19 protein-coding genes are annotated in these 19778 nt (G+C 72.3%); 5 read left to right on the top strand and 14 right to left on the bottom strand.

Annotated elements, in window-relative coordinates; translation table 11 throughout:
- Positions 1-29: 29 nt before the first annotated feature.
- A complete protein-coding gene (locus tag WMF19_RS49325) occupies positions 30-1886 on the bottom strand; it encodes a S49 family peptidase (protein ID WP_437896713.1) in 1857 nt (618 codons plus the stop codon).
- Positions 1879-4011, bottom strand: a complete 2133-nt coding sequence (locus WMF19_RS49320) for a zinc-ribbon domain-containing protein (protein ID WP_437896712.1) — start codon at positions 4009-4011, stop codon at positions 1879-1881. Before WMF19_RS49320 ends, WMF19_RS49325 begins: the two co-directional genes overlap by 8 nt.
- A gap of 500 nt (positions 4012-4511) precedes the next feature.
- Between WMF19_RS49320 and WMF19_RS49315 the strand changes: the two genes are divergently transcribed.
- From WMF19_RS49315 to WMF19_RS49305, 3 genes are all read left to right on the top strand, one after another.
- Entirely contained in the window at positions 4512-5633 is a 1122-nt protein-coding gene (locus tag WMF19_RS49315; protein ID WP_437896711.1) for a hypothetical protein, read from the top strand.
- Between the two features lie 190 nt (positions 5634-5823).
- A complete protein-coding gene (locus WMF19_RS49310) occupies positions 5824-6141 on the top strand; it encodes a YtxH domain-containing protein (protein WP_437326350.1) in 318 nt (105 codons plus the stop codon).
- 293 nt (positions 6142-6434) lie between these two features.
- Positions 6435-6848, top strand: coding sequence for a hypothetical protein (locus tag WMF19_RS49305; RefSeq protein WP_437896710.1), 414 nt, complete (start codon positions 6435-6437; stop codon positions 6846-6848).
- A gap of 245 nt (positions 6849-7093) precedes the next feature.
- Here the strand turns inward: WMF19_RS49305 and WMF19_RS49300 are convergent, their stop codons facing one another.
- The 4 genes from WMF19_RS49300 to WMF19_RS49285 all read right to left on the bottom strand — a co-directional run bounded on the left by WMF19_RS49300 (position 7094) and on the right by WMF19_RS49285 (position 10432).
- Entirely contained in the window at positions 7094-7405 is a 312-nt protein-coding gene (locus WMF19_RS49300; RefSeq protein ID WP_437326348.1) for a hypothetical protein, read from the bottom strand.
- A 10-nt stretch (positions 7406-7415) separates the two neighbouring features.
- Positions 7416-7625 carry a hypothetical protein gene (locus WMF19_RS49295; protein WP_012241308.1) on the bottom strand — a complete coding sequence of 70 codons (210 nt, stop codon included), beginning with the start codon at positions 7623-7625 and terminating at the stop codon, positions 7416-7418.
- A gap of 312 nt (positions 7626-7937) precedes the next feature.
- On the bottom strand, positions 7938-8651 hold the full coding sequence (locus tag WMF19_RS49290) for an HAD family hydrolase (protein WP_437896709.1): 714 nt from the start codon (positions 8649-8651) through the stop codon (positions 7938-7940).
- 2 nt (positions 8652-8653) lie between these two features.
- Positions 8654-10432: an AMP-dependent synthetase/ligase gene (locus WMF19_RS49285; protein WP_437896708.1), complete on the bottom strand. Its 1779-nt coding sequence runs from the start codon at positions 10430-10432 to the stop codon at positions 8654-8656.
- Positions 10433-10799: 367 nt separating this feature from the next.
- On the opposite strand from WMF19_RS49285, the gene WMF19_RS49280 reads away from it, so the two are divergent.
- Entirely contained in the window at positions 10800-12791 is a 1992-nt protein-coding gene (locus WMF19_RS49280) for a serine/threonine protein kinase (RefSeq protein ID WP_437896706.1), read from the top strand.
- 23 nt (positions 12792-12814) lie between these two features.
- Here WMF19_RS49280 and WMF19_RS49275 read toward each other — a convergent pair whose 3' ends face one another.
- From WMF19_RS49275 to WMF19_RS49260, 4 genes are all read right to left on the bottom strand, one after another.
- On the bottom strand, positions 12815-13510 hold the full coding sequence (locus WMF19_RS49275) for a hypothetical protein (RefSeq protein ID WP_437896702.1): 696 nt from the start codon (positions 13508-13510) through the stop codon (positions 12815-12817).
- A 117-nt stretch (positions 13511-13627) separates the two neighbouring features.
- A complete protein-coding gene (locus WMF19_RS49270) occupies positions 13628-13987 on the bottom strand; it encodes a YXWGXW repeat-containing protein (protein WP_437326342.1) in 360 nt (119 codons plus the stop codon).
- The gene (locus WMF19_RS49265) at positions 13984-14946 is read right to left on the bottom strand and encodes a prepilin peptidase (RefSeq protein ID WP_437901763.1); all 963 of its coding nucleotides are present in this window, start codon (positions 14944-14946) and stop codon (positions 13984-13986) included. The genes WMF19_RS49270 and WMF19_RS49265 overlap by 4 nt, the downstream gene beginning before the upstream one ends.
- A gap of 10 nt (positions 14947-14956) precedes the next feature.
- Complete coding sequence (locus tag WMF19_RS49260; RefSeq protein WP_437529123.1) at positions 14957-15244, bottom strand: hypothetical protein; 288 nt, start codon at positions 15242-15244, stop codon at positions 14957-14959.
- A 62-nt stretch (positions 15245-15306) separates the two neighbouring features.
- Between WMF19_RS49260 and WMF19_RS49255 the strand changes: the two genes are divergently transcribed.
- On the top strand, positions 15307-16593 hold the full coding sequence (locus WMF19_RS49255; protein ID WP_437896700.1) for a formylglycine-generating enzyme family protein: 1287 nt from the start codon (positions 15307-15309) through the stop codon (positions 16591-16593).
- A gap of 42 nt (positions 16594-16635) precedes the next feature.
- Here the strand turns inward: WMF19_RS49255 and WMF19_RS49250 are convergent, their stop codons facing one another.
- The 4 genes from WMF19_RS49250 to WMF19_RS49235 form a co-directional block, all read right to left on the bottom strand.
- Positions 16636-17076: a YbjN domain-containing protein gene (locus WMF19_RS49250; RefSeq protein WP_437797242.1), complete on the bottom strand. Its 441-nt coding sequence runs from the start codon at positions 17074-17076 to the stop codon at positions 16636-16638.
- Between the two features lie 91 nt (positions 17077-17167).
- Entirely contained in the window at positions 17168-18358 is a 1191-nt protein-coding gene (locus tag WMF19_RS49245; protein ID WP_437896698.1) for a hypothetical protein, read from the bottom strand.
- Positions 18355-19419: an alpha/beta fold hydrolase gene (locus WMF19_RS49240; RefSeq protein ID WP_437896696.1), complete on the bottom strand. Its 1065-nt coding sequence runs from the start codon at positions 19417-19419 to the stop codon at positions 18355-18357. The genes WMF19_RS49245 and WMF19_RS49240 overlap by 4 nt, the downstream gene beginning before the upstream one ends.
- Positions 19420-19461: 42 nt before the next feature.
- Entirely contained in the window at positions 19462-19692 is a 231-nt protein-coding gene (locus WMF19_RS49235; protein ID WP_012241296.1) for a TIGR04563 family protein, read from the bottom strand.
- Positions 19693-19778: the final 86 nt, after the last annotated feature.

The raw sequence follows: 19778 nt of genomic DNA, 5'->3' as shown, positions 1-19778 counted from the left end.
AGGCCAATCTTCAGGTGCAATCTCGCGCTTTACCGGAGCGTCACCGCGAACGGTAACACCGTGAGCGCCCTCTCTCCGGCCAGGAGAGGCGCCATGGAGGCGGCGAATGTCCCCACCTCCGGCGCGACGCCGAGCCACTCCGGCAGGAGGACGGAAGCCATCGCCTCCCGCGCGCGCTCCCTGAGCGCTGCGCGGTCGGGAGCCCGCGCGCTGCCCTCGCTGGCTTCGTCGCCGGTCGCCAGGAGCTCCAGCAGCCCGCCCTCGTCCTGCTCGATCTCGACCGGCGCATCCGCCGGCAGCTCCGCCAGCTCGCGCGCGAGCGCGATCGCGCGCTCCAGGCCGCCGAGCTCATCGACGAGCGAGCGCCCTGCGGCCTCGACCCCGCCGAAGATGCGCCCCTCCGCCGACGGCGCGATCGTCTCCAGCGGGAGGTTCCGTCCGGCCGTGATGCGCTTCAGGAACAGATCGTAAACCGCCTCCATGGAGGCGAGCACGCGGGCGCGTGTGGGCTCGTCCCAGGGTGTGAGCGCCGACATGTACGCGGCGCGCGCTGCCCGCTGAGGATCCGGGTTGGCGGCGACCGTCTCTGCGTTGATCCCGATGTCCGCAAGCGCCTTCCCGACGGCGAACTTGCCGCCCACGACGCCTATCGAGCCGATGATGCTCGTCCGCTCGGCGACGATCTTGGTGCCAGCGCAGGCGAGGTAGTAGCCGCCGCTCGCGGCCATCCCGCCGATCGAGACGACCAGCGGCTTCTTCTGCCGCAGCCGCATCAGCTTCTGCCAGAGCAGATCCGAGGCCAGCGCCGATCCGCCGGGCGAGTCGATCCGGAGCACGACCGCCTTCACGCTCGGATCCTCGGTGAGGCGCGTGATCGTTTGCCCGAGCTCGCGCTCGCCGATCCCGTCCGACGAGCCGATGGGCATCCCCTTTGCGCTCATGGTGATGCCGCCGATCGCCGGGACGACCGTCACGTGCGGCGTCCCCAGCGAGCTCGCCCCGGAGACCGACCGGAACACGTCCACGAGGCTCCTGGAGAGGCTCGTATCGCGCGGGGCGCCGCCGAACCGCGGCACGGAGCGCTCGGTGCCGGCGAGCTTCTTCGCGTCCTCGGTCGCGGACTCGAAATCGCCGATCTCGTCCACGAGCGCCCTCGCCTTCGCCTCCTCAGGAGCGAACGGGCCGTCCTCGAGGGCCTCCCGGAGCTCCTCCTTGCCGCGCCCCTCCACGATGGCCGAGAGCCACGCCTCACGGACCCCGCCGAGCGCGGACTCGAGCGATCGGCGCGCCTCGGGGCTCGCCCCTTCCCGCGTGAACGGCTCGCTCGCGCCCTTGAACTTCCCCACCTGGAGGAAGTCGACGTCCACGTTGAGCTTGTCGAGGAGCCCCTTCGCGAACACCAGCTGCGCCGCGATCCCCACCGTGTCGACCTGCCCCGCAGGGCTGAGCCAGAGCTTGCTGCACGCGATGGACGCCAGCAGCATGGTCGCGTTGTTGTACTCGTCCGCGTGGCACACGACCGGTCGCCCCGACGCGCGGACATCGCCGAGGATCCGGCCGATCTCGTGGGCCCGCGCGAACGCGAGGCGCGCGCTCCCGAGCCGCACGAGGAACCCCTTCGCGCTCGGGGCCCCGGAGAGCGCTCGCAACGACTGCACGAGCTGCACGTGGGTCCTGCCGCTCGGCGGGCCGAACAGCGACGCTGACGCGCTCTCGGGGAGCCCGCGCGAGAGATCGATCTCGATGACCGCCGGCTCGTCGAGGCCCGCCGCGGGCGGCGCCGGCAGCGCCGCTCGCTCTCTCCCGCTGCACCCTGCCATCGATGCCGCCACGGCGAGGGCGCCGACGCCGGTCCATCGCACCCCTCGAGCTCGGCGCTTACTCATGCTTCATTCCAGGCAGATCCGAGGTGTCGACCGGCGGCGTCGTCGCCCCGGGCGTGGCGGTCGGCGGCGGATGCACGCCGGGGAGATCGCTCGTATCGATGGCGCCGCCCGGGGCGACGTAGTCGTCGGGCACGCGGCCATCGTCCGGCTCCGGCTCCGGCCCGCGCCGAACGCGCCCCGGCGGGCTCGGCGGAGGAGCGCTCGCCGCGGTCGATGGGCTCGGCGGAGGAGCGCCCGCGCGCGGGCTCTCCGCGCGCGCGCTCGACGCCGGCTCGGCGACGCTGCCTGGCTCCCCCTGCGCCTTCTCGAGCCGGTCGATGAAGGCCCGGAGCGGGCGCGCGAGCAGGTGCGGCCGGCTCGTCGCCAGCAGGCGCTCGTTCTCGGCGCGCGCGGCCGCGAGATCGCCGGACCTCGCGAGCGCATAGACGAGCAGCGCCCGCGCTCGCCCGGGGCTCTGCTCGATGCTCGCCGCCGTCCGGAGCCGCTCGACGACGGCGGCCCAGCTCGGATGAGCCTCCGCGAGATCGAGCGCGGCCAGCGTCAGCGCGCTCTCCGGCTGCGCGCTCTCGGCCGAGATCGCGCCGACGAGCTTCCGTGCGGAGGCGAGATCGCCCTGCATGCGGAGCAGATCGATCGCCGCGCGCGTCACCTCGGCGTTCGCCGGCGCGACGCGCCGCGCGTGCTCGACCTCCTTGCGGGCGCGCTCGATCGCGACGTCGAGATCGTGCCGCACCGTGTCCAGATCCGCGTCCCCTGCGGCGAGCAGCTGCAGCCGCAGCCACCGCACGTCCGCGTTCACCGTCTCGACCCGGGCCAGCGCCGCCGCGACGCGCGGGTCGTCCTCGGCGAGCGCGCTCGCCTTGACGAGCTTGTCCCTCGCCGTCTCCGGATCCCCCTCGGCCAGGCTCCGCTCGCCCTCGGCGAGCAGCGCCGAGACGCGATCGTCGCTCGGCGCAGGCCGGGTCTGGACGGCCGCCGGCTTGAGGTACTTCGGCCCGAGGGTCGCCGCGCTCACCACCATGAGGCCGACGACGATGAGGCCGACGACCCACCGCGCGATCCCCGTCCTCCTCGAGGGCAGCGACGTGATCCCGGCATCGCCGTCCCCCTCGTCGACGTAGGAGGGACGCCCCTCGGGCTCCACGGCTGCGGTCGGCGACCCCGACGTCGCTGCCCTCCGCGCCGCGTGGTCCTCGCTCGCCCCGCGCGGCGACCCGCGCCGCGCCACGGGGGCTTCTTCTCCCGGGCTGTCGGCGGACGCGACGGCGCGCTCGAGGCGTGCCGGGGAAACGCTGTTCGGGATCCGCAGCGGCACAGCCCCGGCGGCGCGCCCCTGCCCTTCGCCGCCGGCGTCCGCGGGCCCGGGCCTGACGCTGCCCTGGCGCACCTCGGCGACCCCCGCGCCGCGAAGGGTCCGCGGCTCCTGCCGGCGCGCGGGGTGCCCGTCCGGCAGCGGCGGCGCCTCTTCCGGCGGCACCACGACCCCGGGCAGCGCGCTCGGCTTCGTCATCACCCGCGCGGGGGCGCTGGCCTCGGAATCGTAGGCCGCGGTCTGCGCCCCGCGGCGAGGCGACGGGCGCTCCTTGCCCGACTGGACCTCCCGCACGTCCCGAACGATCGTCTCGGCGTCGTGGATGGACTCGGGGGCGGCGTCCGCGTCGCTCTCCGCCCGCGGGAGCGGGATCGCGACCGAGCCCTCGGTCTGCGCCGGCGCCGGACCGCCGAGCCCTGGAGGCGTCAGCGACCTCGAGCGGCCAGGGAACGGCGAGGGCCCGCCGATGCCCAGCGCGGTCCCGGCCATCACGATGCCGCCCGGCCCCTTGAAGAACGGCTCCAGCTCCGCGATCGACCCGAGCCGCCGCGGCCTCGCGTTGCCGCGCGAGATCACATCGTCGCGGGTGATCTGGCCCTGGGTGATCGCCGCCTGGAGCTCCCGGAGCATCTTGAACTCGAGCTCCCGGCCGCCGAGCGTGCGCACCACCCACTTCTCGGGGAGCGCGCCGTCGGTGCGGCGGACCTTGAACTGGAAGCCGCAGTTCGTGCACTTGACCGTCGTGCCGCGCTCCGACACGAGCGCGTCGTCGAACTCGTACTCGGTGCTGCAACGCTCGCAGGTGACATCCATCTGCTCGACCGGTCCCCGTGTCCTCGCGAACGGCTGGCCCCCCAGGCGCGAGCCTGCCGGGGTTCCTCGTTCGGAGGTAGCCGCCCGGAACTCGGCGGAACGGTAGCACGGGTTCCCCTGTGCGCCCCAAAGGGTCGCGCTGCGCCGCGCCATCCTCCGCTTTCCCCCGCGGTTCAGGGTTCACGGTCGTCTGCGGCCCCCCTGTCCCCCCGACGCAGCGGCCGCCGCGGCGTGACCCTCCGCGAGGCGCGGCACCTCGGGGCCAGGCCGCGCCTCGGGGCCAGGCCGCGCCTCGCCTCGCCGCGCGCGTCGCCGCGCGCGGAGGCCACATGCCGACGTGAACGCGGCTTCACGGCGAGCGCGCGATCGGCCGAAATACGCCGCGACTCGCCAGGCTTGTGTGGGGCATGTCGCTTGCTACGCTCGTCCGGTCGCGACCGTCACGCGCGAGGGCGCGGCTCCTCGACGCCGGGCGGCCGAATGCTTTCGGGAGACGGTGAATGAAGCGACTTACTCTGCTGGGTCTCGCGAGCGTGCTGGCGCCCCTCCTCGCGGGTTGCCCCATCTACGACGACAACGCCGACAGCCACTTCTGTGATGCAGAGGACTGCGGGCCCAGCATCCCGAGCGGCTGTAACGAGCCAGCCGACTGCGGGATCAACGAGACCTGCGGCAAGGACAACGAATGCCACATCGGCGACTGCACGACCTGGGGGTGTAGCCGGGGCTTCGAGTGCGTCATCGCCGACGACCACACCGCCGCCTGCGTCGCGAGCGGCACCTCCGGGGAGGGGGGCAGCGGCGGGGCCCCGGGCGACGTCGTGTACTGCGGCAACCCGGACGACTGCGCCGATGGCGAGACCTGCGCGCCGGATGGCACGTGTCAGCCCGGCAGCTGCGATCAGGTCCTTCCGAGCGGCGAGCCGCTCGGGTGCATCCACGGCTATATCTGCGAGGGCGACGACGCCGATGCGACCTGCGTGCCGGCGACCCCGGCCGCGTGCGGCGCCGACGCCGACTGCGCCCGCCTCGGCCCTGACTACCTCTGCGTCAGCGGCATCTGCACCGCGCCTCAGGACCAGTGCTTCGATCAGACGCAGTGTCCGGTCAACGACAAGTGCGTCGAGGGCAAATGCACGCCGGCCTGCAGCGAGGATGCGGACTGCCCCAGCAGCTACCGTTGCGACGCGACGCTCGGCATCTGCTCCCACCCTGCGCAGCCCTGCGTCATCACGGACGACTGCGGCGGCCCCTCTGCCGTCTGCGTCGACGGCGCCTGTGTTCCGAGGAGCGACGGCGCCAGCTGCCCCGAGGGCGACGTCTGGGTCGAGAACGGCTGCATCCCGAATCAGTCGAGCAACTTCGTGTGCGGCGAGGATGGAGCGCGGGACGTCTGCGCGCCGGGATCGATCTGTCTGCACCACAGCTGCTACATCTCGTGCGACCAGCCGAACCCGAACGCCTGCGAGAACCAGTCGCCCTCGCTGAGCGAGTGCAGGACCGTGGCGACGTTCTCCGGCGAGCACCAGGTCTGCGGGTCGAGCGACAACCTCGGCGGCGACTGCGATCCCGAGACGCCCTGCAGCGAAGGCAAGATCTGCATCGACGGCTTCTGCCGGTAACGCCGCGGCGCTCCTCCGCCGCGCTCGCATCTCGGGGCAGGCAAGCCCCCTGCCCTGCCCCCTCCGTGCGCAATATGCCCTTGGCATGCGCGCTGCCTCACGTCCCGCCGGTCACTGTTCCAGCCACGTGAATCCACGCTGAGGGCTACGCGTTACGCGCCCCCACGCGATGCGAACCGACGGAGCCACAATGAAGGCAGACGATCTCGTCAATTACATGGCCGATATGTTCCCCTACAAGAGAAGGAGCTCACTCGACTGGATCGTTCCGGTGTCGGTCGGGCTCGGCCTCGGCGTCGCCCTCGGCGTCGGGGTCGGCGTCCTGGTCGCGCCGACGTCGGGTGACGAGGCTCGCCGCCGGCTGCGCGACAGCACGAGCCGGCTGCGCGAGCGCGCGGAGAGAGCCAAGGATCGCGCCCTGGGCGCTGCGCAGCGGACCCAGCACGAGATCCAGGAGAAGGTCCAGGAGAGCGCCGGCTCGTACTCCAACGAGCTCGGCGCCCGCTGAGCGAGCTCCAGGGGGGCGCGAAGGCGCCGCACCGCCACGCGCGGAGCGGCGCCTTCCATCATTTCCCGGGATGTGCTCCAGCAGCCGAGCGACATCTGCGCAGCCGGAGCGGCACAAGCGATGCTTTTCCGAGAGCAGATGGATTGAACGAGACACCTCGCGAACCGCGGCACAGGGGCACTCGTCGAATGATGTATTACCGGACGCTCACTGCATTCTTCCCAGGTCGCACGGAAGCCGCGGGCGCACTTGGCCGCCTCCTCGCCCTGGGCGTCGCGGCCGAAGACATCAGCATGGTGCCAAGGCAGCACTCCCGTCTGGACGAGATCGAGCTCACGATCCACAGCAAGGCGTCCGAAGGAGCCGCCCTGGGCGCTGTGATTGGAGGGCTCGTCGGGGGTACGCTCGCCGCGATCACGGCTGGAGGCGCGCTGATCATTCCGCGGCTCGACGCGTTCCTGGCGGGGCCCATCGTCGCGTGCCTCGCAGGAGCGGGCGCCGCTGGCGCGGCCGGCACCCTGCTCGGCGCCGTCCTCGGTGCGCGCCTGCCCGAGTACGAGGCGCGCCGGCTCGACGACGGCAGCGGCGCCGGCGGCGGCGCGTTGCTCTCCGTGCGGTGCTTGCCCGACGTTTCCCGCAGCGTCGAAGAGGTGCTGAGCGAGAGCGGCGGTCGCCGCATCCGCAAGACCTACAGCCGCAGGACCTGAAGGACGCGCGCCCGGCGTGGCGTGGCCCGGCGACCTCGCGAACTCGCGACAGGCGAGCCGCGCCCCGTGGAGAGCGCGTGCACCACGTGCGAACGCGGCCAGGACGCGCCCATGATGGAACCGCCAAGCCGCCGAGGACGCCAAGAGAACCTCAAAGATCTTGGCGTGTTTGGCGTCCTTGACGTCCTTGGCCGTTCAAACGACCCACCTTCAGCCAGAGTACCGCGCCGCAGGTCGCTGCTGGATCAGGGCGACGAGCCGAGATGGCTCTGGGATCGCGTCTGCTCATCGAAGACGAGCTCGACCGCCTGAGCCAAGGCGCTCTTGGCGTAGCTGCGCGTCGCGAGCGACCCGAGCCTGCTGAGCATGCGCGGCGTCAGGCCCCCGCCGAGCAGGAACCCCAGCCCAGCCGCCGCCGCGAGCGCCACGTGCGGGTTGTCGCGCGCGAACGCCGAGACCGCCCGCGTGACCTCCGCCGCGTCGAGTCGGCTGAGCGCGTCGTTCACCATCTCCCGAGCGTCGCGCTCCCGTTCGGCCTCGACATCGCGTGCTGTCATGATGACCTCCTCAACTCAGCCGTGTAACGACCCGTCCGATCAGGTAGCCCACGGCCGCCACCGCGAGGAGCGTGGCCACAGGGCGCTCTTGCACGAGCGAGACGAGCCGCTCGTCGGCGCGGCGGACCTCGCCGAAGAGGCGAGGGACGGCGGCGGGAACGTTCGCGCGCCGCTCCCGGCGTCCGGACTCTTGTTCGATGTCTGCATCGTTGGCGATCATCGTGAACCGGTCTCCAGCAATGCCCGAACCACCGCGCAACGTGCATCGGCTGCACGATCCGGAGACCGACCCAGCGGCGCGGGGCAGCGGGGCAAGGAGAGCCAGGAGAGAAGCGCGCGCGACGAGCGCGGGGCGGAGCGCCTTCCGGGACGTTCGTGCTCACGGACGGAAGGGCGAGTGGGCGACGCGCGTGTGAACCTCGCGACCTCGCGACCTCGCGCGCCAGCGCCGCGCTTGCGGGCCGCGCTCGCCAGGGTGACGGCCCGTGGAGATCGCGCTGGCCGCACGACGGCGCGCGGCGCAGCGCACGCGCTAGAAGCGGAAGCCGAACGCCCGGAGCGCGCCGCGCAGCGCCTCCGCGCCGTCGCACACCGCCACCCGCTCGGCCTGGGGCACCTCCGCAGCCCTCGTCGGCTTCCCCTTGAACCAGACGGCCCGCATCCCTGCCGCGAGAGCGCCGCCGACGTCGGCGGCGAAGGAATCGCCGACGTGGACCACCGCGGCGAGCGGCGCGCCGAGGCGCTCGGCCGTCCACGCGAAGATCTCCCTGCCCGGCTTCTCGAACCCGAGCCGCCCCGAGTCCGCCACCGCCACGAAGTGCGCCGACCAGCCGAGCTCTTCGATCAGCTCCTCGAGCCGGCCCTCCGAGTTCGACAGCACCGCGACCGGCACGCCGGCCTGCCGGAGCTCGATCACGACGTCGATCATCCCCGCGATCGGCCGGCGCCAGAGGTTCTTCCGGGGCTGCTCCGTCCAGAGCCAGTCGACCGCCGCGTCGAGCGCGCTGGCCTCGACGCCGCCCGCCTCGAGCAGGCGGCGCATCATGATCTTCCACGGGTGGCCGCCGAGCCCGCGCTGGATCGCCTCGTTGTACGCGCGCCAGCCCTCGTCCACCGCCCCGTCCAGCCGCTCCCGAGGCGCGCCGATGCCCCGCTCGGCGAGGCGGGCGGAGAGCAGCCCGGTGTCGAGCTCCACCAGGGTCTGGCCGAAGTCGAAAGAGACGGCTGTAGCAGGCTCGTTGCGCATGATTACTCGGCGTACATCGCCTCGATCTCGCGCGCAAAATTCTGGCTCACATTGCGCCGCTTGATCTTGAGCGTCGGCGTCAGCTCGCCGTCCTCGATGGTGAAGCCGCGCGGCAGGATCGAGAACTTCTTGATCGTCTCGACCTGCCCGAGCTCGCCGTTCACCTCGTCGACGGCCCGCTGCACGGCCTCCCTGATCTCCGGCGACGCGCGCGAGAGATCGCGGCCGAGCCCGCGCTCCGCCGAGAAGCGCTTCACCGCGTCGGGGGCCAGCACGAGCAGGGCCGTGAGGAACTTGCGCCCATCGCCGACGACCACCGCCTCGGCGATGAGGTCGTGGCGCTTGAGCGCCTCCTCGATGTTCTTGGGCGAGATGTTCTTCCCGCCGGCCGTGATGAGGATCTCCTTCTTCCGCCCGGTGATGTGGAGGAACCCCTCCTCGTCGAATCGGCCGAGATCCCCCGAGTGGAGCCAGCCGTCGACCAGGGCCTGCGCGGTCGCCTCTGGCTCCTTGTAGTAGCCGAGGAACACGGTCGGCCCCTTCACGAGGATCTCGCCGTCGTCCGCGATCTTCACGTCCATGCCTGGCACCGACGGCCCCACGGAGCCGAGCTTCGTCCTGCCCGGCACGTTGTAGCTCGTCGCGCCGGTCACCTCGGACTGGCCGTAGACCTCGGTGATCAGGATGTCGAGCGACGCGAAGAACTCGAGGACCTCCTTCGCGATGGGGGCCGCGCCGCTGCTGAACGCGTGCGTCCGGCCGAGCCCCACGGCCTCCTTCACCTTCGCGTAGACCAGCTTGTCGAAGGCGCGGTGCTGGAGCGCGAGCAGCGGCCCCGGCTGCTCGCCTCGGGCGCGGAGCTCGCTGTGCTGGAGCCCGACGCGCCTCGCCTGCTCGAGCGTGATCTTCTGCAACCCCTTCGCGCCGGAGAGCTTCGCGTCGATCCCGGCCCTCAGCTTCTCCCAGACGCGCGGGACCCCGAAGAAGACGGTAGGCCGCACCTCCTTGAGGTTGTCGGCGAGCGCCGCCATCGACTCGGCGAAGTACACGGCCGCGCCGATCGAGGCCGGGATGTGGATCGTGAACATCTGCTCGGCGACGTGCGAAAGAGGCAGGTAGGACAGCCCGATGTCCCGGGACGAGAACGGGACGATGCGCGCCGCCATGTCCGCCGAGCGCGTGAGGTTCTCATGGCTCAGCATGACCCCCTTCGGCGGCCCCACCGTCCCGGAGGTGTAGAGCAGCGTCGCGAGGCCCCTCGGCTCCAGCGCGTCGAGCCGCTGCTCGAGCAGCTCGTCGGGGACGCGGTCGCCCCGCGCGAGGAGCTCCTCCCAGGTCAGGATCCGCGGATCACCCGTGGGCTCCGCGCCCCGCATCAGCACCACCCACGAGAGCCGCGGCAGCCGATCCCACTGGCTCAGCACCTTCTCCAGCTGGGCCCTGTCCTCGACCAGCACCACCTGCGACCCCGCATGGTGCACGACGTGGCGCACCTCCTCGGGCGAGCACGTCGTGTAGATGCCCGCGGGAGCGCCCCCGATCGCCATGCAGGCCACGTGGAGCACCGCCCACTCGGGCCGGTTGAAGCCGAGGAGGCCGACCGTGGCGCCGGGCTCGAGGCCGAGCGCGAGCAGCGCCTTGCCGGCGCGCCGCACCTCGCCCGCGTACTCCCGGAAGCTGGTCATCCTCCAGAAGCCCCCCTCCTTGACGTAGTGGGCAGGAGCCTCGGGGCGCCCCTTCGCCTGGCCTAGCAGGCGCCGCGGAATCGAGTCACAGGGCATCGAGCTACCTCGTTCACGGGCAAGAATGCGCAGTCACAGGCGAATTTTCCTGCACCCTCCCGAGGTCCTGGACCGCCTGGGGGAGTGACGCCCCGCACCGTAGCAGCAGACGCCGCGGCGTTCTGAGCGTGAAACGTTCCCGCCGGGCGCTTCTGTCCGGCGGCGCTCCGAGCGCGCGCTCGGCGGATCGCGCGCTCGATCGCGCGCTGGTGCAGGCCGAGCGCGCGGCGGTCCTCGCTGCGGTTACGGGCGGGACGCCGGCTCGCCGTCATGGGCGAGCCGCTCGTCATCCGCCCGCTGCCGCGCAAACGCCGGCCCGCGCTGTCGTCAGCTTGACTGCACGTCTTCGGATCAGGACCATTCGGCGGTGGGCGAGCGCAAAGGGACGATCGAGGAGGCTGACTGGGCGGCGGACTCCGCCCGCAGCAACGAGCTCGCCGCCTCGGGCCCGCCGGAGCGCGTGCGGGCAGCGCTCGACGGCGGGACCCTGGTCTCCAGGCAGGGGCTCGTCCCCGCGCCCGAGCCCCCGCCCACCGTCCAGGTGCGGCGCCCGGACCGCGACGCGCCGACCACGGTCGGCCGGGATGCGCCGCCGGACGCGCCGCCGTCGCCCTCGGATCGGCACGCGCGGAGCTTCGGGAAATACAGGTTCATCGCGACGCTCGGTCACGGAGGCATGGCGGACGTGCACCTGGCGGTCGCGGTGGGGCCGGCGGGCTTCAGCAAGCTGCAGGTCATCAAGCGCCTCCGGCCCAACATCGCCGACGAGCCCGAGTTCCGGGACATGCTGCTCGACGAGGCCCGCCTCGCCGCTCGCCTGAACCACCGCAACGTGGTGCAGACCAACGAGGTCGGCCTCGCGGACGGCGAGTACTTCATCGCGATGGAGTACCTCGACGGGCAGCCGCTGAGCCGGGTGATCTCCCGCGCGCGAGAGCAAGCGCGGGCGATCCCGTTCGCCGTCCAGTTCTGGATCCTCAGCGAGGTGCTGGCCGGCCTCCACTACGCCCACGAGCTCGTCGACTACGACGGGACGCCGCTCAACGTCGTTCACCGCGACATCAGCCCCCACAACATCTTCGTCACCTACGACGGGCAGGTGAAGATCGTCGATTTCGGGATCGCGCTCGCCGCGCACCGCCTCGTCGAGACGCAGACCGGCACGATGAAGGGCAAGGTCGCGTACATGGCGCCGGAGCAAGCGTTCTCGCACTCTTCCCAGATCGATCGGCGCGCGGATGTCTTCTCGGCCGGCGTCATCCTCTGGGAGATGCTCGCCGGCCGCCGCCTCTGGCGTGGGCTGTCGGATCCGCAGATCATCTCGCGCCTGATGCGGGACATCCCGGACCTGCGGTCCGCGCGCCCTGAGGTGCCCGTCGAGCTCGCGCGCATCTGCGCCAAGGCGCTCGCGCATTCACCCGGCGAGCGCTATTCGACGGCCGCAGCCTTCCGCGCGGAGCTCGATCGCTACGCGGAACGCCTGGAAGGGCAGGTGACGGCCGAGCAGCTCGGCGCGCTCATGCGCGAGCTGTTCGCCAGCGAGCGGTCCGAGATCCGGGCGATCATCGATCGCCAGCTCAAGCAGCTGCAGGAGCACGGCGCGGACGCGGGGAGCGCGGGGCTCGCCGGCCGCGCGCCGAGGCTGCCGTCGCTGCCAGGGCGCGATCCGCTCGACTCGGATCCTCCTGCGCAGGAGGAGGGGGCGACCACGGGCTCCTCGCCGTCGGCGCCCACACGTCCCCTCCACCGCTCGAGCGCTCCGCAAGCGACGCTCCACGCCGTCGTGCGGACCGAGCCGGCCACGGCGGTTCAGCCCGCGCCGGCGCCGCGGCGCTCCCGGTTGCCGCTCGTCGCGTTCGCAGCGGTCATCGCGCTGGTCGGCGCCGCGACGCTGTACCTGAAGCTGCGCGATCCCGTCCAGCAGAGCCTGCGCGCGACCGCGCCGCCGGCCCAGAGCGCGCCGCCCGCGCCGGAGCCCTCCCCGCCCCGCGCCGAGGCCTCGCCGCCGTCCGCCGCGAGCAGCGCTCCACGCGAGGAGACCGACGCGTCGCTCCTCCGCGCCTCGATCAAGGCGAGCCCTGCCAGCGCGAAGATCTTCGTCGACGGGGTGGAGCTCCCCTCGAACCCGTTCGACGGCAAGCTCATCAAGGACGGCGCGGCGCACCGGATCGAGGTCTCCGCGCCGGGCCACGCCGCGCAGCGACGGATGCTCGTGTTCGATCGGGACATCGAGCTCGAGGTGACGCTCTCGCACGCGCAGAGAGGACCGGCCCCCGCGACCACGGCGACCTCGAAGGTCGTCAAGCCCCCCGTCGAGGTGGATCCGACCGTCCCGCCGCCGAAGCCCGATCCCTACTGACGCGCGGGGCCCGCGGGCGAACGTTACAGATCTCGGTAACCGATCGGCGGCTCGACGAGCTTCGCCGCCTTGGCGATGCCGCGGAACACGTAGTCGGAGTAGCTGTAAGGCCCGTCCGACCACACGAGGAAGTCGTCCGCGAGCACCCCGTTGGGCGCTCCCTCGCAGAGCTCCGGCGCCGCCATGACGGGACCTTCGTTGTAGATCGGGGCCGACGCGTTGACCGCCTCCTCGGCCTCTTCCATGGCCGCCAGCGCGCCGGCGTGCCGGTCGGCGTCGAGCTCGTCGACGGGGTACAGCTCCCAGTCGAGCAGCACGAGCTCCGGGTGCGGGGGCTCGTTCGGGGCCGACGCGAAGGGGGCGTGCGTGGCCTCGGGGAGGCCCGTCCGCGCGAGCGCCTCGAGCAGGCGGCTGCGGTAGCGCAGCGCCGCGTCATCCGGGGTCCAGAACGCCGTGAGGACCGCGATCACGTCCTCGGTCTTCGCCTCTCGCCACAGCGAAGGGTCGCGCGAGCCGAGCTCGAGCGCGCGCTCTTTCTGGAGGCGCGCCTGGAAGGCCGCCGCGTGCGGCGCGAACTCCGGCAGCTCGGCCAGGGCGTGATCGACGGACCAGTGGAGCCGATGATCGACCTCGCGCACGTACCGGTGCTTGCCGAGGGCGCGGAGGAGTCGGGCGATTTCGTCGGGTGTGCGCGCTGCGAACGACCAGGCAAGCATCATGGGGCAAGGCTCATCGATCCGTGCAGGGGATGGCACGCCGAGCTGGCTCGCCGATGCCGATCGGGCGGCAGGCACCTCGGCACGGGGTGAATTCCCATCGCTCGGCCGCGGTGTCGATCACTTCTTGCCGGGGAGGTGCCACACGCCGGCGAACCACACCAGGGATCCGTCTGAGCGGCGCACGGTGGTGGCAGGCGCGAAGTACGCGCCCGGCGGGGCGGCCTCCCATCGTCCCTGCTGCCACGCCCAGCGGCGGCTCCGCCACTGCCACTCGCCGTCGATCCACACATCGCCCGGCCGCTCGGACGGCGAGATGATCTCGACCCGCGCAGGCGGCGGAGGGTACGGCACGACCACCGTCGTCTCGCTCGGCAGGTGAGGGCCGGTCGGAGGCAGCGGGAGCGAGCTGCCGCAGCCCGCGAGCACCAGGAGCGACGCGAGCGGGATCCGGAGCGCGCGGCGCAGAGCGGCGTTCATCCTGCGTCGATCCAGGAGAGGTACGCGTCCAGGACGTCGCGGCCGACGAGCAGGCACTCCAGCGTGGCGAGCGCGAGGAACGGGCCGAACGCCATGCGGGCCTGGCCGAACCCTTCGCGAGGCTCCTCCGCGAGCGGATCTTGCGCCAGCTCTTCCTCGGCGGCGGCCCGCTCCTCGGGGGACATGGCCGCGAGCTCGGCGCGGATCTGCTCCCGCTCGAGGCGCACCGCCTCGGGCTCCTCGATGCTCCCGCGCAGGAGCAGCATGGCGATCGCCATGATCGAGCCCTGGATGGCGCCGGCGCCGAGCACGAACAGGGCGCCCCCCCAGCCGAACCACGCGCCCGCCAGCATGAGGAGCTTGGCGTCACCGAGGCCCATGCCGACGCGGCCGCCGCGGATCCGCGGGTAGAGCACGACGAACGGCAGCCAGACGATGCCGAAGCCGACCGCCGCGCCGACGAGGGCGTCGACGAAGCCCATCGACCGCAGCGACGCGGTCGCGACGCCGAGCACCGCGCCGCCGAGGGTGATCGAGTCGGGGATGAACATGTGCTCGAGGTCGATGAACGTCGCCGCGAGCAGCCCGAGCGCGAGCGCCAGGTCGGCGGTGTACGTGGCGAGCGCGTGGAGGGCCGGCGTCGTCCCGGGGAGCCGGAGGATGATGACCTCGATGATCGCGAGCGAGAGCAAACCGCCCGCCGCCTCCACCAGGGGATACCGCGGCGACACGGGCGCACCGCAGCAGCGCGCGCGGCCGCGCAGCAGCAGGTAGCTGAGGACGGGGATGTTGTCGTAGGCGCGGATCGGCGCGCCGCACGCCGGGCAGCACGAACCCGGACGGACGACGCTGAGCTCGCGCGGGACGCGGTGGATGACGACGTTGAGGAAGCTCCCCCACAGCAGGCCGAAGCAGAGCCCGAAGGCGCGCAGGAACCACGGAGGGAAATCGGCGAGCATCACCTGGGGCTCATGTCCTCGGGCTCGACGCGGCGAGCCGGAGCATCATCGTGAGCGCCTGCTCCAGCTCCGCGATCGTGGGTTGCACGGGGTTCTCGGCGAGCGCCGCCTTGAGGTCGACGAGGCGGCCGCCGAGCTCCTGGTAGTGCCGGCGCACGCCCTCGGTCGGCGCCTCGGCGACCCACCGCCTCACGATCTCGCGCAGCTCGTCGAGATCGCTGCCAGCGAGGAGCTGCGCCATCTGCGAGGCCATCGGATCCGGTGCGCCGCTCACGCCCTGCCCCATCCGGGCCAGCATAGCGCGGGCACTTTGACGGGCGAGGGGTCCTGCGACATAAGGCGAGGCGCTTTCGAGGAACCGTGCCGACGAGGACGCCTGCCGTTGCCCTGATCCTGCTCGCCGCCGGCATCGCCGGAGGGGCCGGCTGCAGCCGCGCCGAGCAGCGAGAGCCCGGGGAGAATCGCGCGGACGGAGGCGCCCCGCAGGCGCCCGCGCCGCAAGGGAAGGTGCTCGAGGCGGCCGAGAACGAGTCGCCCGCTGCGAGCGCGACGCCGCGGGCCGGCGCCGCGGCGGCCGGGCCCGCGCGGATCGAGATTCCCGCCGGAAAGCTCGTCGCGGGCAGCACGCCCGGCGACAAGGGGCGCGATCCGACGCTCGAGCCGGCGTTGCTCGACGTCGAGCTGGGCGGCTTCACCGTCGATCGCACCCCGTACCCGAACGATCCTGCGCAGGCTCCGCTCACCGGGGTGACGCGGGCGCGCGCCTCGGAGCTCTGCCAGCAGGCCGGCGGGAGGCTGTGCACCGAGCTCGAGTGGGAGCGCGCGTGCAAGGGCCCCGAGGGGACGCCCTACGCGGGCGGCGCGGCGTGGGACCCGGCGTGCGCCAAGGCGCCCGCGTCGTGCGCATCCGGGTTCGGCGTCGTCGGCATGGGCGCCGCGCTGCGCGAGTGGACCGCGAGCGACATCGCGCCGATCGAGAACCTCCAGCCCAAGGCCGCCGCCGTGCGCGGGGCCACCGCGAGCGCGAGCGCCGTGGATCACCGGTGCGCGCGCCGCGCGGCGGTCGATCCGGCGGTGTCGGGCGACGACATCGGCTTCCGGTGCTGCCACGGCGCGCCGAACGCGGCGTCGATCCCGTCGCCGCAGTGGCAGCAGACGTTCCGGCGCGCGGAGATCGGGCCGCAGCAGGTCGCAGAGCTGCTCGCGTCGGTGCCGCAGCTGCGCGACCTCGGCGGGAAGATCTCCTTCTTCAAGGAGCCCGACGACGCGAACGCCGTGCTCAGCCGGGGCCGGACGCGGCTCTCGCCGAGCGGCGCTCCGGCGAGCCAGCCCGAGGCGGGCCTGCCCCCGAACACAACGCTCACGACGTCTCCGCTGCTCTGGAACCCGGTCCCGGGCGAGGAGGTGCTCGTCGTGACGGGAAAGGCCGACGACGACGCGTTCATCGTCGCGTTCCTGAAGCTCCCTGGAGACCGCTACCGCATCGCGTCGTCGCTGCTGCTCAAGGACGACCCGGGGCCGCTCGCGCTCGGGTTCAACGGCTACGTGCGGCGACGGCTCACGTGGGCGACCTGCTGGGACTGCCGCGGCGAATCCGGCAACATCACCTACCGGGACGACAACCGCGTGGTGATCACGCAGAAGTGACCTCGCGGCGGCGCGGACCGGACACCGACACGCCCCGGCGCCTCAGGTGTCGGCGCCGAGCAGCGTGTGCCGGTAGGTCGTACCGTATTCGATGATCCGCTCGACGGCGTCGACGAACTCCGAGCGATCGAGCGACTCGGTGGGCAGCTCGGCGCACAGCAGGATCTCGTTCCGATCATCGAGGGCGAACTTGGCGACGCGCATGTCGCGGTTGGCCTCGAGCAGGTGACGGAGCAACCCGAGCACCTGGCCGGTGTCCTCGGCCAGGGTGGGCACCACAGCGCCGTCGTGCTGCGTGTCGAGCAGATCGAGCACGCCGAACATCGAGAGCACGACCCAGTTCTCGGTGCACTGGACGTAGAACGGAGGGAGCTCGAGGACCCCTTCCTCGTGTGGACGGATGCGCAGGGTCGACGGCTTCGTCAGCTCGGCGCTGTAGCCGATCTCCTCCGTCCAGCGCTGCAGGGTCGCGACGTCGATCACGGGGTGATGTAATCGCCCTGCCGCCGCCGGAGATCAAGATGCGGCGCGCGGGAAGCCCTCTCGCAGGGACGAGCGCTGGAGGCGGGGAGCGCTAGAGGCTGAGCACGGCGTCCTCTCCCCGGTCGGCGAGCTTCGCCGCGATCAGGCTGAGCAGCGCTTGCCTCCGCTCCTCCAGCTCGACGAGCGCGCGCGGCGGCACCAGCTCCTCCTCGATGCCGCCGGGGCGCAGCGCCGCGGCGGCCTCCTCGGGGCCGAAGCGCGCGAGCGCATCGCGAAGGGCCCGGGGGAACCGCACCGCCTCCACGAGGCGCTCGAGCTGCCGGTCGAGCTCGTGCGCCTTCACGTGCAGCGGGAAGGCGCTCGCGTTGGCCTCCAGGCTGAGCGCTCCCGCGTGCACGTCGATGACGATCTCCTTTCGAAGCCCGTTGCCCGCCAGGTAATCGAGCACCAGCACCTCCAGGTAGTCGCGGAGGATGGCCGCGCGCTCGCCGCGCACAGGCGACGGCGATCGAGCCCAGCGCGCCCACACATCGAGCTCGGGCGCGTCGTCGAAGCGCACGGACCGCCGGCGAGGCGAGGCCCAGCGCGGGCCGGGCGGACCGGGAGCGGGCGCGAGGACCAGCGCGTCGACCGTCCCGTCGTTCATGACGGCGAAGCGGCGCAGCAGCTTGCGAGCGTTCGGCTCCCGGCCGAGGAGGGCCGCGAGCTCACCGATGCCGATGCGCCGCGCCGCTGCCGCGGGCACGACATGCGCGCCGAGCGCCTTCGCCATGCGGTAGAACGCGAGCGGGCGCCGGAACGCGAGCGGGGCCTTCTTCTGCGCCGGCGCGAGCTTCACCTTCACCTCGCGCGGGGCCGCTCCTTCCACGGGTGCGCTTAGCGCGAGCGTCGCCTCGAACCGGCCGTCCGCCACCTTGCCCGTGAGCCGCAGCGCGCGCAGGGGCGAACGCTGGAGGGCGCGCGCGACGCGCACGTCCCCCGCGGCCCAGGCGCTCGACGCGGGAGGCGAGCGCAGCTCGACCGGCGCGCGCGGCTCGACCGGCGCGCGCGGCTCGGCTGGCTGGCGTGTCGGCGGCGCGCCGATCGCGGGCGCGCTCTCATCGTCGACGAGCGGGGCGATCGCGCCGACGGACCCGTCGCTGCGCTCGGACGATGGTCGCGCGCACGAGACCGCGAGCAGCGCCGCCGCGATGAGCATGCGCTGCGCCCCAACGCCGCCGAGGCGACGCAGAAGTCCGCGCGCCGATCCGGGGGCGCGCAGGTCGCGCGCGCACCGGCTCATCCGTCCTTCGAGAGCCCGCGCGGATGGTCCGGCGAGGACCCCCCCTCGGCGAGGCGCTGCGACGACGCCTCCTCGGCCAGCGACCGCGAGCGCCCGTCCTCGGTCGGAGCCTGAAAGCCTGACGCCCGCGCGCTCGCCCCGAGCGATGCGCCGCCGATGACGCGCTCGAGGAGGAACTGCTCCACGCGCTCGATGACCATCTTCTTGCGCTCCAGCGGGACGACGTGCGTTCCGCCGCTCACCATCATCAGCTCTCCGCGCGGCAGCGCCGCCGCCATCTCCTCTGCGAGCCGAGGCGGGGTGAACGTGTCGCGATCGCCCGCGATCACGAGCGCGGGCACGTCGATCTGCGGGAGCAGATCGAGCGTCGAGTGCTCGCCGGCGCTGCGCAGCATGTGGAGGAACATCGAAAAATCGATGTCGACCATGTGCCGCATGTACGGCAGCAGATCCGCCGGGGTGACCGCGCTCGCGTCGACCTCCCGCGTGAGCAGCGCGATCCGCAGCGCCATCGGCGCCGGCACGCGGCTCCAGATCGCGCGAGCGATGTGCGGGTACGCGTCGACCTGCTCGATCAGGCGCGGCAAGAGCTGCGCGAGCACGTCCGTGCCCTTGAAGTGGTGCGTGATCCTGCCGGACGAGCCGCAGATCAGCACGAGCCCGCGCACCCCTTCGCGGTGGGTCCGCAGGTGCTCCAGGACGACCTGGCAACCCATCGAGTGCCCGAAGAGCACCACGGGGCCGTCGCCGATCGACGCGCGCACTGCAGCGAGATCGCTGGCGTGATCGCTCAGCTCGACCGCCTGCGGATCACCAGGCAAGCTGCTCCGACCGTGGCCGCGATAGTTCCAGTGGGCGACGTTGACCGTACGGGCCAGGTCGTCCCAGAGGTACTTCCAGATGAAGCCGTCGCACGCGATGCCGTCGCAGAGCACCGCGGTGAGGCGTCCCGAGCCCGCCCCGACCCCGCTGGCAAAGCTTCCGCTGCCGCCGGGACCTTCTCGGTAGCGGACGTAAATCCGCGTACCGTCCTTCCCGGCGGCGAAAAGCTCTCGACCCATCGATCCCCGAGCGACGCGGCTTACGCGAGGCTCGCGGCGATGTTAGTCGCCGCTGTCCTCGTCGTCAGCCACGTCATTGACACTCGGAAGCTTTTTGATGTCTATCCGCGCCAGCTTCCACGCGCGCTGCACAACCCAAGAAAGCGAGCGATCGAGCCGCGCCGCTTCCTCCTTGATTTCCTGCAGCATCGACTCCGGAAAGTAGAGGCTCTGCTTCCGCTTGTCCGTCTTCGAGGCTTCGTTGTTTTTCGCCAGCGTGTCCTTGTCGGTCATACGCTCTTGGGGCTCCTCCCGATCCGCCACAGAAGAGCACCTTAGCGTACGGTGCACTTCCGTGGAAAGCATTCGTTTTTCCATGA

It is taken from the genome of Sorangium sp. So ce124 (genome assembly GCF_051525235.1).
GTDB lineage: Bacteria > Myxococcota_A > Polyangia > Polyangiales > Polyangiaceae > Sorangium > Sorangium atrum.
This window is presented reverse-complemented; position numbering and strand designations above follow the sequence as displayed.

Bases quoted from the DNA above. Each gene is read 5' to 3' on its own strand.
- WMF19_RS49290 (WP_437896709.1), bottom strand. From the start codon at position 8,651: ATGCGCAACGAGCCTGCTACAGCCGTCTCTTTCGACTTCGGCCAGACC.
- WMF19_RS49260 (WP_437529123.1), bottom strand. From the start codon at position 15,244: ATGCTGGCCCGGATGGGGCAGGGCGTGAGCGGCGCACCGGATCCGATG.
- WMF19_RS49240 (WP_437896696.1), bottom strand. From the start codon at position 19,419: ATGGGTCGAGAGCTTTTCGCCGCCGGGAAGGACGGTACGCGGATTTAC.
- WMF19_RS49300 (WP_437326348.1), bottom strand. From the start codon at position 7,405: ATGACAGCACGCGATGTCGAGGCCGAACGGGAGCGCGACGCTCGGGAG.
- WMF19_RS49315 (WP_437896711.1), top strand. From the start codon at position 4,512: ATGAAGCGACTTACTCTGCTGGGTCTCGCGAGCGTGCTGGCGCCCCTC.
- WMF19_RS49285 (WP_437896708.1), bottom strand. From the start codon at position 10,432: ATGCCCTGTGACTCGATTCCGCGGCGCCTGCTAGGCCAGGCGAAGGGG.
- WMF19_RS49320 (WP_437896712.1), bottom strand. From the start codon at position 4,011: ATGGATGTCACCTGCGAGCGTTGCAGCACCGAGTACGAGTTCGACGAC.
- WMF19_RS49245 (WP_437896698.1), bottom strand. From the start codon at position 18,358: ATGAGCCGGTGCGCGCGCGACCTGCGCGCCCCCGGATCGGCGCGCGGA.
- WMF19_RS49310 (WP_437326350.1), top strand. From the start codon at position 5,824: ATGAAGGCAGACGATCTCGTCAATTACATGGCCGATATGTTCCCCTAC.
- WMF19_RS49305 (WP_437896710.1), top strand. From the start codon at position 6,435: ATGGTGCCAAGGCAGCACTCCCGTCTGGACGAGATCGAGCTCACGATC.
- WMF19_RS49325 (WP_437896713.1), bottom strand. From the start codon at position 1,886: ATGAGTAAGCGCCGAGCTCGAGGGGTGCGATGGACCGGCGTCGGCGCC.
- WMF19_RS49270 (WP_437326342.1), bottom strand. From the start codon at position 13,987: ATGAACGCCGCTCTGCGCCGCGCGCTCCGGATCCCGCTCGCGTCGCTC.
- WMF19_RS49235 (WP_012241296.1), bottom strand. From the start codon at position 19,692: ATGACCGACAAGGACACGCTGGCGAAAAACAACGAAGCCTCGAAGACG.
- WMF19_RS49275 (WP_437896702.1), bottom strand. From the start codon at position 13,510: ATGATGCTTGCCTGGTCGTTCGCAGCGCGCACACCCGACGAAATCGCC.
- WMF19_RS49265 (WP_437901763.1), bottom strand. From the start codon at position 14,946: ATGCTCGCCGATTTCCCTCCGTGGTTCCTGCGCGCCTTCGGGCTCTGC.
- WMF19_RS49295 (WP_012241308.1), bottom strand. From the start codon at position 7,625: ATGATCGCCAACGATGCAGACATCGAACAAGAGTCCGGACGCCGGGAG.